Source organism: Streptomyces sp. JN8 (assembly GCF_055808075.1).
In genome coordinates this window covers 4,358,134-4,372,214 of record NZ_CM147852.1, presented here as the reverse complement: position 1 = coordinate 4,372,214, position 14,081 = coordinate 4,358,134, and the positions used below count along the sequence as shown (strand labels likewise).

9 protein-coding genes are annotated in these 14,081 nt (G+C 74.2%); 6 read left to right on the top strand and 3 right to left on the bottom strand.

The window, feature by feature from the left end:
- The first annotated feature begins 29 nt into the window (after positions 1 to 29).
- Together ACY0MR_RS19205 and ACY0MR_RS19200 are read left to right on the top strand one after the other, a co-directional pair.
- Positions 30 to 1,505, top strand: a complete 1,476-nt coding sequence (locus ACY0MR_RS19205; RefSeq protein WP_388801862.1) for an APC family permease — start codon at positions 30 to 32, stop codon at positions 1,503 to 1,505.
- A 226-nt stretch (positions 1,506 to 1,731) separates the two neighbouring features.
- Positions 1,732 to 2,721, top strand: coding sequence for a hypothetical protein (locus ACY0MR_RS19200; protein WP_361858299.1), 990 nt, complete (start codon positions 1,732 to 1,734; stop codon positions 2,719 to 2,721).
- Positions 2,722 to 2,758: 37 nt separating this feature from the next.
- Here ACY0MR_RS19200 and ACY0MR_RS19195 read toward each other — a convergent pair whose 3' ends face one another.
- Positions 2,759 to 4,825: a PhoX family protein gene (locus ACY0MR_RS19195; RefSeq protein ID WP_473561847.1), complete on the bottom strand. Its 2,067-nt coding sequence runs from the start codon at positions 4,823 to 4,825 to the stop codon at positions 2,759 to 2,761.
- Between the two features lie 257 nt (positions 4,826 to 5,082).
- On the opposite strand from ACY0MR_RS19195, the gene ACY0MR_RS19190 reads away from it, so the two are divergent.
- The 3 genes from ACY0MR_RS19190 to ACY0MR_RS19180 all read left to right on the top strand — a co-directional run bounded on the left by ACY0MR_RS19190 (position 5,083) and on the right by ACY0MR_RS19180 (position 10,566).
- Positions 5,083 to 7,107 (top strand): VWA domain-containing protein, encoded by a 2,025-nt coding sequence (locus ACY0MR_RS19190; protein ID WP_473554304.1) that lies wholly within the window; start codon positions 5,083 to 5,085, stop codon positions 7,105 to 7,107.
- Between the two features lie 234 nt (positions 7,108 to 7,341).
- Positions 7,342 to 8,529 carry a 4-hydroxybenzoate 3-monooxygenase gene (locus ACY0MR_RS19185; RefSeq protein WP_388801868.1) on the top strand — a complete coding sequence of 396 codons (1,188 nt, stop codon included), beginning with the start codon at positions 7,342 to 7,344 and terminating at the stop codon, positions 8,527 to 8,529.
- Between the two features lie 318 nt (positions 8,530 to 8,847).
- Positions 8,848 to 10,566 (top strand): methyltransferase, encoded by a 1,719-nt coding sequence (locus ACY0MR_RS19180; RefSeq protein WP_473554301.1) that lies wholly within the window; start codon positions 8,848 to 8,850, stop codon positions 10,564 to 10,566.
- Positions 10,567 to 10,594: 28 nt separating this feature from the next.
- Here the strand turns inward: ACY0MR_RS19180 and ACY0MR_RS19175 are convergent, their stop codons facing one another.
- A complete protein-coding gene (locus ACY0MR_RS19175; protein WP_473554299.1) occupies positions 10,595 to 11,701 on the bottom strand; it encodes a HAMP domain-containing sensor histidine kinase in 1,107 nt (368 codons plus the stop codon).
- Positions 11,698 to 12,354, bottom strand: coding sequence for a response regulator transcription factor (locus tag ACY0MR_RS19170; RefSeq protein ID WP_388801876.1), 657 nt, complete (start codon positions 12,352 to 12,354; stop codon positions 11,698 to 11,700). The genes ACY0MR_RS19175 and ACY0MR_RS19170 overlap by 4 nt, the downstream gene beginning before the upstream one ends.
- Positions 12,355 to 12,442: 88 nt before the next feature.
- Here ACY0MR_RS19170 and metG point away from each other — a divergent pair, with 88 nt between their 5' ends.
- Positions 12,443 to 14,047, top strand: coding sequence for a methionine--tRNA ligase (metG, locus tag ACY0MR_RS19165; protein WP_473554297.1), 1,605 nt, complete (start codon positions 12,443 to 12,445; stop codon positions 14,045 to 14,047).
- The last annotated feature ends 34 nt before the right edge of the window (positions 14,048 to 14,081 follow it).

The following is a 14,081-nucleotide window of genomic DNA, read 5'->3' as shown; positions in this document are numbered from 1 at the left end:
CTCACCCCCCGCGCCCCGAGGACACCGCCATGCGCACCACCACGAACAGAGGGCTCCAGCCCAATGTCCTCGGCACCTTCGACACGATCGTGATGGCCGTCGCCGGCAGCGCCCCCGCCTACTCGATGGCCGCGACCACCGCCGTGCTCTTCGGGGCCGTCGGGTACGCGGGGCCCGCCGCCCTGCTCTACTGCGCGATACCGATGTTCGGCATCGTCCTCGCGTACGCCCGCCTCGGGCGGATCGACGTCAACGCCGGTGCCGGCTACTCCTGGGTGGGCCGCACCCTCCACCCCTTCCTCGGCTTCCTCTCCGGCTGGGCCCTGGTCTTCGCCGCCACCGTCTTCATGGTGGCCGGTTCGCTGCCCGCCGGCTCCCTCACCCTCGCCCTGATCGACCAGGACCTCGCCGACAGCACCCCGCTCGCGGCGGTCGTCGGCGCCGGCTGGTTCCTCATGATGCTGCTGGTCGTCCTGGGCGGCGCGCGGCTGACCGTACGCGCCCAACTCGTCATGTCCGGCGTCGAGATGCTGATCCTGGTCGGCTTCATCCTGGCAGCCGTCCTGCACCGCGGCCGGGCGACCGCCTTCGACTGGTCCTGGTTCGGCCTCGGCCACTTCGACGGCACCCACGGCTTCGCGGCCGGCGCGCTGATCGCCGCGTTCTACTACTGGGGCTGGGACGTCACCAGCAACCTCAGCGAGGAGACCCGGAACAGCCGCAGGACCGCCGGCCTCGCCGCGCTCGTCGGCGTCGGTTTCGTCTTCCTGCTCTTCGTCGCCGTCACCGTCGTCGTCAACGTGCTGCTGACCGCGGAGGAGATCCGCACCGCCGGACCCAACGTCCTCGCCGTCATCGGCCAGGAGGTCTGGCCGGGCGTCGGCGGCAGGCTCCTCGTCGTCGCCGTCCTCCTGTCCACCGTCGCCACCCTGGAGACCACCCTCCTCCAGGTCACCCGCTCGCTCTTCGCGATGGGCCGCGACCGGACCCTGCCCTCCGCGCTCGGCACCGTGCACCGGCGGTGGAACACGCCGTGGGTCGCCATCGTCGCCGTCGGCGGCGCGGCCCTGCTGCTGTTCGCCGCGGCCGCGGCGGCCGGCTCCGTGCAGCAGATCCTCCGCGACGCCGTCTCCGCGATCGGACTCCAGATCGCGTTCTACTACGGCCTCGCGGGCATCGCCGCCGTCGTCGCCTACAAGTCGCTGCTCCTGCGCTCCGTACGGAACCTGCTGCTCGGCGGCGTCTGGCCGCTGCTCGGCTCCGCGTTCATGCTCTGGACCTTCGTCGAGTCGATCGGCGAACTCTCCACCACCGCCCTCACCATCGGCCTCGGCGGCCTGCTCCTCGGCGTCGTCCCGCTGCTCGTGTACTGGCGCCGGGGCAGCGACTACTACCGCCCCGCCCGCCTGGACGCGGCCCGCGCGATCGCCGCCGCGGAGGGCGCGGGCCCCGCGACCCGCGCCCGCGGCGGAACCAGGGACAAGAGCTACGCAACGGATTTCTGATCCCGGCCGTCACCAAGGACACAGGGCCACCCGCGCGGAACCGGGAACGGGACGGCGCGAGGGGGCCGCGGCACGACGCACGCAGGACGACGCGACGCGGGACAGGGCGGCGCGGCGCGAGGCAGCACGACGCGACGCGGCACCGAGTGCGACGCGGCACCACGAGCACGGGAACACCGACGAGTCACCCACTTCTGACGGCAGCCGAACCCGAAGGAGGCCCCCGATGGCCGTACGCCGCCGCTCCGCGCGCCCGGCACGTCCGGAGCGCTTCGTCCCCGACTTCGACCCGGACTTCGGGGACCGCGCACTGACCGAGGCCCGCCACGACATCGTCATCGGCCGCTGGCAGGGCGTGCGGGACCTGCTCGCCGCCACCGGCGACCACTGGGCCCGCCGCACCCACCGGCTGCGGCTCCTCTCCCACGCGGCCGCGGGCAGCTCCACCGTGGAGACCTGGCGGGCCGCCGAACCGGGCAACCCCGACGCGGCCGTCCTGCGAGCCGCGACCGAGGTGGTCCGGGTCTTCGACGCGGCCATCGCGGCCGGCCGGGGCGCGGCCGTCGAACGGGCCCGGATCGACGCCGCCGTCGACGCCTGCCGCGGCGCGGCCGAGGCGGCCCCCGCCGACCCGATGCCCTGGGTGTCGCTGCTCTCGGTCGCCCGGCTGTACGAGGGCGGGGTGCCGCGCCGCGAACTGCGCCACTGGTTCGACGAGTTGCGCCGCCGCGACCCGTACAACACGGAGGGCCACATCCAGGTGCTGCGCTACTGGTCGGCCCGGTGGCACGGGACGCACGGCAGCATGTACGACTTCGCCCGCGACGCGGCCGGGGTGGCCCCGCCCGGCTCCCCGCTGCCCGTGCTCGTGCAGGTGGCCCGGGTGGAGGAGTACCGGTACATCGCGGACGGGGCGCTCGGCCGCGGCCCGGTGCGCGGCTTCGACCAGCACTGGAAGCACGAGCTGGCGGTGACGGAGCTGCGGCGCACCCACGCGCGGTGGATCGGCGGCCGGGACCCCGCCGCCCCCGTCGCCCCCGAGGAGGTCGGGGACCTCCACTTCCTGGTCCACGCGGCCTGCTACGCCGGGCAGGTGGAGATCGCACGCGAGCTGCTCGGGATGCTCGGCGCCCGGGCGGCGTGGGTGCCGTGGGCGTACACCGGGGATCCCGAGGAGCAGTTCGTGCGGTTCAGGGAGGGCCTGGGAGTGCGGTGAGCGGGCGCGCGGCCGGCCCCCGGGCCCTCCCTGCGGCTCAGACGCCGATGTCGCCGCCGTCCGTGCGCCACACGGCGACGACCGACGGGCGGACGATCCGGCCGGGTCCGTCGGGCCACTCCGACTTCGGGTTCTCGACGGACGCGCCGTCGATCTCGCCCGGGTGCTGCACGGCCACCAGGACGCGGCGGTCCTGGATGAGCGGGCCGCAGGTCTCGGCGCCCCTGGGCACGGTCAGGAACTGCTTCAGCTCACCGCGGCGCTCGCCCTGCGTGGCGACGCCGAACAGGCCGTCGTGCGAGCCGAGCTGGGCGCCGTCGGTGGAGATCCACAGGTTGCCGTGCGGGTCGAAGGCCACGTTGTCGGGGCAGGAGATCGGGGAGACCTTGTCCTTGGGGTAGCCCGCGAAGTAGGTGGCCGGGTCGTTCGGGTCGCCGGCGACGAGGAAGAGGCGCCAGGCGAAGCCGTCGGAGGACGGGTCGTCCCAGTGCTCGGCGAGTTCGAGGATCTGCCCGTGCTTGTTGAGGTTGCGCGGGTTGGCCTCGTCGACACCGGCCTTGCCGGGCTTGCCGCGGTCGGTGTTGTTGGTGAGCGCGACGTAGACGCGACCGGTTCGCGGGGACGGCTCGACGTCCTCGGGGCGGTCCATCTTCGTGGCGCCGACCTTGTCGCCGGCGACGCGGGTGAAGACGTACACCTCCTCGGCGGTCATGCCGGGGACGTGCGAGACGTCGCCGGTGGCCAGCGGGATCCACACGCCGGAGCCGTCGAACTCGCCGTCGGCGGGGTGCTTGCCGGAGCCGTCGATCTCGGCGGCCGGGGAGTCGCCGGTCAGCTTGGCGACGTACAGCGTGCCCTCGTCGAGCAGGGTGAGGTTGTGTTCGCGGGCGGCCCGCGAGTTCCCCTTCTTCATCCGCCTGCTGGAGACGAACTTGTAGAAGTAGTCGAACCGCTCGTCGTCGCCCATGTAGACGACGGGACGGCCGTCGGCGGTGAGCCGGGGCTGGGCGGCCTCGTGCTTGAAGCGGCCGAGCGCGGTGCGCTTCTTGGGGGTGGACTCGGGGTCGTACGGGTCGAGTTCGACGACCCAGCCCTGGCGGTGGACCTCGTTCGGCTCCTGCTTGAGGTCGAAGCGCTTGTCGAACCGCTCCCACTTGCGCTCGGTGGCGCCGGTGCCGACGCCGTAGCGCTTGTCGGTGGCGCTGGAGCCGTTGGCGAAGTACTGGTTGAAGTTCTCCTCGCCGTGGAGGGTGGTGCCCCACGGGGTGGTGCCGCCGGCGCAGTTGTTGAGGGTGCCGAGGACGAAACGGCCCCGGGGGTCGGCGGAGGTCTTCAGCAGGTCGCTGCCGGCGGCGGGGCCGGTCAGCTCGAACCGGCTCGTGGTGTGGAGGCGGCGGTTGAGGTGGTGGCGGGCGACCGGGGTGAGCCTGCCGGTGCGGCGCTCCTCCTGGACCACGACGACCGACAGGCCGTGCGCGGCCCAGGCGATCTCGACCTGCTCGCGGGTCGGGTTCGCGGCGTCGTAGCCGCGGAACATCAGGACTTCGTCGGTGTACTCGTGGTTGGCGACGAGGACCTGGCGGTCGTGCTCCCCGCGCAGCGGCAGCAGGGACAGGAAGTCGTTGTTGTAGCCGAACTGCCCGGCCTGGGCCTTCGCCGTCTGCTTCTCGGAGTCGAAGGCCGGGGCGCCGCGGAGGATCGGCTCGCCCCAGCGGATGACCACGTTCTGCGCGTAGCCGGAGGGGACGGTCACCTTGTCGGCGGTGTTGGGGGCGACGGGGGCGAAGCGGAGGCCGCGGGCGCCGTCGGCCTTGCCGTGACCGTGACCGTGCCCGTGCCCGAAGGTCTCCTGGCCGGCGACGGCCTCGGGCGCGGTGCCGAGGGCGACGGCGCTTCCGGCGGCCGAGGCGACCGTCACGACGGCGGCGGCGCGGAGCGCCGAACGGCGGGAGAGGACACCGGCTATGACGTCGCCGGCGTACTCGTTGTCACTGGTGTTCGGGACCTCGTGGAAGCAGGCGTCACCGCAGCGGTAACGGCAGGTGAGAGCGGAACGACCGCTTCCGTGCGGGTTCGTGCTCAGCAGCGGCAGCAGTTTGCGCACTTCGTCCTCCTCCGGCGCACACTGCGCCGACATGGTGTCGGGTAATCCTTCGGCGGCGACGCTAAGTGCGCACATCTGCACGGGGACTGCGCTGGGGTGAACGCCGAATGAATGCGCGGCAACCGGGGGCGACCGGGTCACCGAGGAGGGGAGGGGCGGCCGCTAACCTTACGTGTCCGCCCTGGCCAGGGATGAACGTCCCGAAACGCCCAGTACGGACATTCACACGCACCCCACTCATGCGAAAGGGTTCGCCCATGGGTATTCGGAGCATGCTGCGCAAGGTGTTCGGCCGAGACCGCGAGGAATCCCCGGCGACCTCCTCCGTCGTCCCGCCCCAGACGCGTGAGACCACGTCGGCGGGGACGGCCACGGAGCCCGCCGCGGTGACGGTGCCGGAACCGGCGAGGTCGACGGAGTCGTCCGGGACCGCGGACACGTCGGACGCGGTGGCGCGCCAGGCGGCGGACGACCTGGTGGCGGCGTCGTTCGACAACCCGCAGATCCCGCGGGCACGGGCGAAGACCCCGTCGGCGACGCCGGAGCCGGTGGCCGCGGCGGAGACGCCCGCGGCGACCGGGACGAACACGCCGGAGGCCGCCGGCGCGGACGCGCCCGCCGCCACCGGGGAGACCGCGCGCACCGAGGCCGCCAGGCCGGCGCCTGCCGACACGGCCGAGGTGCCCGCCGGGGACGAGGCCGCGGCCGACGCGCCCGTCGAGGCCGCCGCCGAGAGCGGGACCGACGCGGTCGAGGTGCCCGCCGGGGACGAGACCACCGCCGACGCGCCCGTCGAGGCCGCCGCCGCCGAGAACGAGACCGACACGGTCGAGGCCGGGGCGACCACCGGAGCCGACACCGCCGCAGCCGACGCACGCGGTGACGCCGCCGGGGACGACACGGCCGCTGACGCGGAGGCGACTCCCGTCGCCGAGACGGAGCCCGAGGCCGCCGTCGTCGCCGAGGAGACGGAGCAGGCCGGGGCCCCCGCGGAGCCGGAGGCCGCGGAGGAGCCGAAGGCGACGCCGGTCGAGGCCGTCGCCGCCGACGCCGCCCCGGTCGAGGAGCCCGAGGCCGAGGCCGAGGTCGTCGAAGAGCCGCAGGCCGAGACCGTCGCACGCGTGGCCGAGCCGGAGCCGGAGCCGGCCGCCGAGGAGCCGCAGGCCGAGGCGGCCGACGCGGTCGCCCCGGCCGAGGTCGTCGAGAGCGAGCCCGCCGCGGAGCCGGTCGAGGAGCCCGAGGCCGAGCAGGCGGCCCCGGCCGAGGCCGTCGTCACCGACGCCGCCCCCGTCGATGAGCCCGAGGCCGAGACCGTCAAGGTCGCCGAGCCCGTCGCCGCCGCGCCCACCAACGAGCCGGAGCCGGCCGTCGAGCCGGAGCCGGCCTTCGAGGAGCCGCAGGCCGAGACCGCCGAGGTCGTCGAGCCCGTCGAGGTCGTCGAGGTCCAGGCCGAGCAGCCCGAGCCCGTCGCCGCCGCACTCGCCGCCGAGCCGCAGGCCGAGACCGCCGACGTCGTCGAGCCCGTCGAGGTCCAGGTCGTCGAGCCCGAGCCCGTCGCCGCGCCGCAGCCCGCCCCGGCGGAGCCCGTCGCCACGCCCGTCGCCGCGCCGCAGCCCGCCCCGGCGGAGCCCGTCGCCGCGCCGCAGGCCCCCGTTCCCGCGCACCTCGCGGACGCCCACGCCGCCGCCGCCGTGCAGCTCGGGGCGCAGGGGCTCGCCGGAGCGCGGGCCGCCGTGTACCTGGTGGTGGACCGTTCCGGTTCGATGCGCGGGTACTTCAAGGACGGGTCCGTGCAGCGGCTCGCCGAGCAGGTGACCGCGCTCGCGGCGCACCTCGACGAGGACGCCACCGTCACGACCGTGTTCTTCTCCACGGACATCGACGGGACGGTCGACCTGACCCCCGCCGGCCTCACGCCCACCCGCATCGACGAGGTGAACGCCACCCTCGGCCGGCTCGGCCGGACCAACTACCACCGCGCCGTGGAGGAGGTCCTCGCCCACCACGAGAAGGCCGACCCGTCCCGTACCGCCCTGGTCGTCTTCCAGACCGACGGCGCGCCCGAGTCGAAGACGGCCGCCGCCCAGGCCCTGGCCGAGGCGGCGGAGCGTCCGCTGCACTGGCGGTTCGTGGTCTGGGGCGAGGAGGGCAACAAGGCCTTCGACTTCGTCCGGAAGCTCGACGGCACGCCCCGTACCGGCACGTACTTCGCGGGCACGGACCCGTCCGGGACCGCGCACGCGGCCTTCTACGGCGGTCTGCTCGCGGGCCTGGAGCTCTGAGGGACCCCGAGCCGTCGGCTCGAACGGCGCGGGCCGGGTCCGGGATCTTCCCGGACCCGGCCCGCGGCCGTACGCGCGGTCCGCCGGCGGCCGGATACGCTCCGGACGGCCCTCCTCGGCAGAATCCTTTTCTCGCTGTGCGGCATTCGGGTGATATTCAGCGCCCGCTGAGTTTCCCCGCCCCTAAGATCCATTCTCGTGACAGAACGTCAAAGCCCTTTACGCGCAACGGACATGACCCGCTCCGCCGACGTGGTCATCCTCGGCGCGGGCCCCGCCGGACTGGTCCTCGGAAACCTCCTCCTCCGCAGCGGCGTCGACTGCGTCGTGCTGGAACGGGCGAGCCGCGAGCACGTGCAGCAGCGGGCCCGGGCGGGCTTCCTCGTCCCCCACACGGCGCGGGTGCTGGCCCGGCACGGTCTCGACGAGGGACTGCGGAAGCGCGGGCAGGAGCACGGCGTCTGCGAGTTCCGCACCGAGGCCGGCCGCTTCCGCCTCGACTACGCGCGCCTCGGCCCGCGCGAACCGCACACCGTCTATCCCCAGCACGACCTCGTCACCGACCTCGTCCGGCTCTTCCTCGGGGCCGGCGGACGGATCCGCTTCGACACCGAGGCGGTCGACGTCACCGGCCTCGACGGGCCGCGCCCCTCGGTGGCCGTGCGGGAGCCGGACGGCGGCACCGCGCACTGGCGGGCGCGGTACGTCGCCGCCTGCGACGGCCGGTACGGCGCGGGCCGCCGCTCCCTGCCGCCGGGCGCGGTCCGGCGCCACCACCGCGACCACGGGGTCTCCTGGCTCGGCCTGCTGGCCGAGGCGCCCCCGAGCCTCGACGCGGTCGGCTACGCCACGCACGCCCGGGGCTTCGCCGGCCACATGGCGCGCTCGCCCGAGGTCACCCGCTACTACCTCCAGTGCCCGCGCGGCACCGTCCCGGACGACTGGTCCGAGGAGCGGGTGTGGGACGAGCTCGACCTGCGGATGCGTGCCGGGGAGTTCGGGCCGCTGACCCGGGGGAGCATCCTCCAGCGGACGGTGGTCGACTTCGAGTCGGACGTCCTCGAACCGCTGCGCCACGGCCCGCTGTTCCTGGTCGGTGACGCCGCGAGCCTGATCAGCCCCTCCGCCGCGAAGGGCGCCAACCTCGCCGTACTGGAGGCCGAACTCCTCGCCGAGGCCCTCGCCGACGACCTGCTGCGCGGGGCCCCGGACGGGCTCGACGGGTACTCGGAGCGGTGCCTCGCGCACATCTGGCGCGCGCAGGAGTTCTCGCACTGGATGATCCAGCTGCTCCACCGGGCGCCCGGACCCGACGGCGCCACCTCGTCCTTCCAGGAGGGGCTGCGGCACGCCCGGATGGCGGCGCTGCGGAGCTCCCCCGCCCAGCAGGACTGGTTCGCCGAGAACTACGTCGGCGTCTGACCCCTGGGGCAGGGGCAGGCCCCCCGCTCCGCCCGCGGATGCGGCGCGCGCTCCCGCCGCGCGGAGCCACCGGCCCCGCCCCGCGCTGCCCGCACGCGTCCGCACCCGGGGCCCGCCCCTGCCCTCCCCCACCGCACACCCCCGCCCCGCCCGGCCTGCACCCCCCCACCGCACACCCCCGCTCGGCCCCGCCCTGACCGGAGCCGCCCCACGACGACCGAGCCCGCCCCTCCCCGGGGCCGCGGCTCCCCCTCCCCTGCCGTCCACCCGCCCGACTTCATCCGATTCTTCCGTTTCTCCCTCGAAGGAAGCCCCACGATGACGAGCACCACCCCGGCCCAGGTCACCGGCGTCCCGACACCCGCCGCCTCCGCGGACGTCGAGCGGCTGCGGGCCGCCGCCGAGTTCGTACGGGAGCAGGAGACGCCCGATCTGCTGGCCCGCGTCCTGCCCGGACTCGACGGCCCCGAACTGCGGGCGACGGCCGAGCGGTGCCGGTTCGCGCACGCCGCGCTGCTCGTCTCCCCGCCCGACGACCGGGTCCTGCGGGCGGAGCTCGCCGCCGCCGGCCTGTCCCCGGACGGCGAGGCGCGGCCGAGCGTCGTGGTGCGGGAGCGGCTGGCCGCACGGCACGCGCTGGACGCCGGGGAGCTGGACGTCCGGATCGTCCGCCCGGCGGTGCACGGGCCGGGCGGCGAGCGGCGCGCGGTCGAGGTGTTCGTGCTGACGGATCCGGCGGGCACGGTGGCGGCGATCGCCGCCGAGGAGCGGACCGCCGACCGGGAGGCGCACCTGGCCTTCGACGTCGGGCAACCGGACCCGCTGGTGCTGCGCGGGCTGCGGGCGGGCTTCCTGCGGCACGGCGCGACGCCGGACGGCGGCGGCTACAACCCGCACGAGGACGGGACCGTCTTCTACTTCGCCGCGCCCGAGGAGACGAAGACGCCCTACCGGCGGGTGGAGCTGTACGCGCGGGGCGACCACCGGGACGTGCTGGCCGAGCACCTCGTGGAGCGCCGGGACGGCCACCCGGCGGAAACGCTCCTCCGCCTGCTGACCGGCGCCTGGACGACTCAGGCCCTCGCGGCCTGCGCGGAGCTGCGGCTGCCGGAGGCGATGAGCCCGTCCACCGCGCGGAGGCCCGAGGAGCTGGCGCCGGCGGTGGGGGCACGACCGGAGAACCTGGCGACGCTGCTGCGCTACCTCGCGATGTCGGGCGTGGTGGCGGAGGACCCCGGCGCGCGGGGCGCGTTCCGGCTGACGGAGGCCGGGGCGCTGCTGCGCGAGGACGCCGAGGGCTCGGTGCGGGCGCTGGCCCTGATGTACGGGGGTCCGTTCTACGAGTCCTTCGGACGGCTGGCGCACACCGTGCGGACGGGGGAGCCGGGATTCGAGGCCCGGTACGGCGAGAACCACTTCGACCACTTCGCGCGCGACCCCGAGCTGGCCGCCCGCTTCGACCGGTCCATGACGGCGAGCGCCCCGATGTTCGACCCGCTGCCGCGGCACCCGGTCCTCACGGCGGCCGCCGCCGCCCCCGGCGGCCGTACCGTCGTGGACATCGCCGGCGGCACCGGGGAGCTCCTCGGGCGGCTGCTGACCGCGCACCCCGCCCTGCGCGGCGTCCTGCTCGAACGGGCCCACGTCGTCGAGGCGGCCCGGGACCGGCTCGGCGTGCTGGCGGACCGGTGCGACTTCCGGACGGGCGACTTCGCGGACGTGCCGCCGGACGGGGACGTGTACGTGCTCTCCCGGGTCCTGCACGACTGGGACGACGAGCGGTGCCGGGCGATCCTGCGGCACTGCGCGGCCGCGATGCCGCCGGAGGCCGATCTGCTGATCGTGGAGCGGCTGCTGCCGGTGGACGCCTCGCCGTCCCTGGCGACCGCGTGGGACCTCCACATGATGTGCAACACGGGGGGCCGGGAGCGCACGGCCGCCGCGTACGCCGGGCTGCTCGCCGACGCCGGCCTCACCCTCGTCGGCCACAGCCCGCTCCCCCTGGAGGCCCACGTCCTGCACGCCCGGCGGCGGTAGGGCGTCAGGCTGCGGTGGCGGTAGGGCGTCAGGCTGCGGTGGCGGTGACCGGCAGCGTCACCGTCACCACCAGCCCGCCGCCCTCCCCCGCGCCCCGGGCGACCGCCCGGACCCCGCCGCCGTGGGCCACCGCGATCGACCGGACGATGGACAGTCCGAGCCCCGCGCCCGGGCCCATCCGGTCCCGCCCCTCGCCGCGCCGGAACGGCTCGAACAGCCCGGGCACCTCGTCGGGCGGGACGACCGGCCCCGTGTTGGTCACGGTCAGCACCCCGCCCTCGGCCCGTACGTCCACGGTCCCGTCCGGCAGGTTGTAGGCGACGGCGTTCGCGACGAGGTTCCGCACGAGCTGCCCGAGCAGCACCCGGCTGCCCCGGACGAGCCCGCCGTCGCCCACCACGTACGCGTCCGCCCACTCCTCCCCGGCGAGCTCCCCGAGCGGCACGTCCTCCCGTTCGGCCAGGCCCCGCTCGCTGCGGGCGAGCAGCAGCAGGCCGTCGATGAGGCGCTCGCTGCGGCGGTTGGCGTCGAGGAGCACCTGCCGGACGTCGCAGTCGTCGTCGAGGCCGACCTGGATCGCGGCCCGCTGGGTGGCGAGCGGGGTGCGGAGCTCGTGGGAGGCGTTGGCGATGAACCGGCGCTGGCTGTCGAAGGCGGCCTCCAGCCGGCCGAGGAGCGCGTCGATCGTGTCGCCGAGCTCCTTGAGCTCGTCGTCGGGCCCCCGGACGGCGATCCGGTCATGCAGATTGCGTTCCGAGAGGCGCCCGGCGCGGGCGGTCATCTCGTGCACGGGCCGCAGCACGCGCCCGGCGGTCCACCAGCCCACGACGACGGCGCAGCAGGCGGTGACGAGGAGGGCGAGGCTCGACCACATGAGCATCTGCTCGCCGGCGGCCCGGCCGATGTCCTCGCCCAGCTCGTCCGCCGTCACGAAGGCCGCGGCGTCGCCGGCGCCGCCGGCGCGCGCCACGATCGCGTCGGTCTCGTCGTCCGTGCCGGCGAGCACGAGCAGGTTCACCACGAGCAGCAGCACGGTCCCCAGGACGAGGAAGGCGCCCCCGTACACGAGCGCGATCCGCGTCCGGATGGTGGAGCCGGCCCCCAGGTACCCGGCCGCGCCGCCGCCCGGCGTCACAGCTGGTACCCCACGCCCTGCACGGTCCTGATCAGGGCCGGGACGCCCAGTTTGGCGCGCAGCTTGCTCATGCAGACGCGGACGGCGCCGGTGAAGGGGTCGGCGTGGGCGTCCCAGGCGCGGTCGAGGAGCTCCTCGGCGGAGACGGCCGCTCCGTCGGCCTCCAGGAGGATCTGGAGGACGGAGAACTCCTTGGGGGAGAGGTCGAGGTCGCGCCCGTCGCGGTGGGCGGTGCGCCGGACGGTGTCCACGCGGAGCCCGTGGCGCTCCAGGAGCGGGGGCAGCGGCGGGCGGGCGGAGCGGCGCCGCAGGGCGCGGACCCGGGAGACCAGCTCGGGGAACTCGAAGGGCTTGCCGAGGTAGTCGTCGGCGCCCAGGTCGAGGCCGGTGACGCGGTCCTCGGTGGCGGTGGCGGCGGTCAGCATGAGGATGCGGGTCGGGGAGCCGTCGGCGACGAGCCGCCGGGCGACCTCGTCGCCGTGGACGCGCGGCAGGTCGCGGTCGAGGACGAGGACGTCGTAGGGATGGAGTCCCAGGTGGTCGAGGGCGGCGTCGCCGCTGTGGACGGTGTCGACGGCGAAGCCCGCGCGCCGCAGGCCGGTGGCGAGGAGCTCGGCGAGGGGGCGTTCGTCCTCGGCTACCAGTACGCGCATGCCCGCCATCCTCCTCGGGCCCGGCCGGTCGTCCGCCCCCGGGTCATCGATGTGAGTGGATCTTCGTACGACCGTTAGGATTTCGACCATGGCGGCCACTGGATCCGAGAAGCAGGGGGCGAAGGCGTTCTACGTCACGACCCCCATTTACTACGTCAACGACGCTCCTCACCTGGGCCACGCCTACACGACCGTCGCAGGCGACGTGCTCACGCGCTGGCACCGTCAGCGCGGCGAGAAGGTGTGGTACCTCACCGGCACGGACGAGCACGGTCAGAAGATCATGCGCACGGCCGAGGCGAACGACGTCACGCCCCAGGCCTGGTGCGACAAGCTCGTCGAGGAGGCGTGGAAGCCCCTCTGGGAGCACCTGAACATCGCGAACGACGACTTCATCCGCACCACGCAGAAGCGTCACACCGACCGCGTCCAGGAGTTCGTGCAGGACCTGTACGACAAGGACGAGATCTACAAGGGCGGCTACGAGGGCCCGTACTGCGTGGGCTGCGAGGAGTACAAGCTCCCCGGCGACCTCATCGAGGCCGAGGACGGCACGAAGCTGTGCGCCGTCCACAAGAAGCCGGTGGAGATCCTCAAGGAGGAGAACTACTTCTTCAAGCTGAGCGCGTACGGCCCGAAGCTCCTGGAGTTCTACGAGGCGAACCCGGGCTTCATCCAGCCGGAGTCGGCCCGCAACGAGGTCGTGAACTTCGTCAAGCAGGGCCTGGAGGACCTCTCCATCTCGCGCTCGACGTTCGACTGGGGCGTCCCGGTGCCGTGGGACGAGAAGCACGTCATCTACGTGTGGATCGACGCGCTGCTGAACTACGCGACGGCCGTCGGCTACAACGAGAACCTGGAGAAGTTCGACGAGACCTTCCCGGCGAACGTCCACCTCATCGGCAAGGACATCCTGCGCTTCCACGCGGTGATCTGGCCGGCGATGCTGATGGCGCAGGGCCTGCCGGTCCCCGGCCGGGTCGCGGCCAACGGCTGGCTGATGGTCGGCGGCGAGAAGATGTCGAAGTCGAACCTGACCGGCATCAAGCCGCAGGACCTGACCTCGCACTTCGGCGTGGACGCGTACCGCTGGTACTTCCTGCGGGCGATCGCGTTCGGCCAGGACGGCTCCTTCTCGTGGGAGGACTTCTCCGCCCGCTACACGTCCGAGCTGGCGAACGACTACGGCAACCTGGCGTCCCGCGTCGCGGCCATGGTCGGCAAGTACTTCGACGGCGCGCTGCCGGCCTCGACGGCCGACGGCGACGCGGAGAAGGCGATCCACGAGGGCCTGGCCAAGGCCGTCGCGACGGCCGACGCGAAGATCGGCGAGGAGCTGGACTTCCAGGGCGGCATCCTGGCGATCTTCGACTTCGTGAAGCAGGTCAACGGCTACATCACGGAGCAGGAGCCGTGGAAGGTCGCGAAGGACGAGTCGGAGGCGGGCCGCGCCCGCCTGGCGACCATCCTCTACACGGCCGCGGAGTCGCTCCGCGCGGTCGCCGTCCTGCTGAACCCGATCATGCCGGAGACCTCGCAGGCACTGTGGGACTCGCTGGGCGCCGAGGCGTCCCTGGGCGCCCTGGCCGCGCAGCCGGTGCAGTCCGCCGGCACGTGGGGGCAGCTGCCCGCGGGCGCGACGGTGACGAAGGGTGCGGTGCTGTTCCCGCGCCTGGAGGAGAAGAAGGACTGACGTCCGCAGGTCGTACGAGGAAGGCCGCCACGCC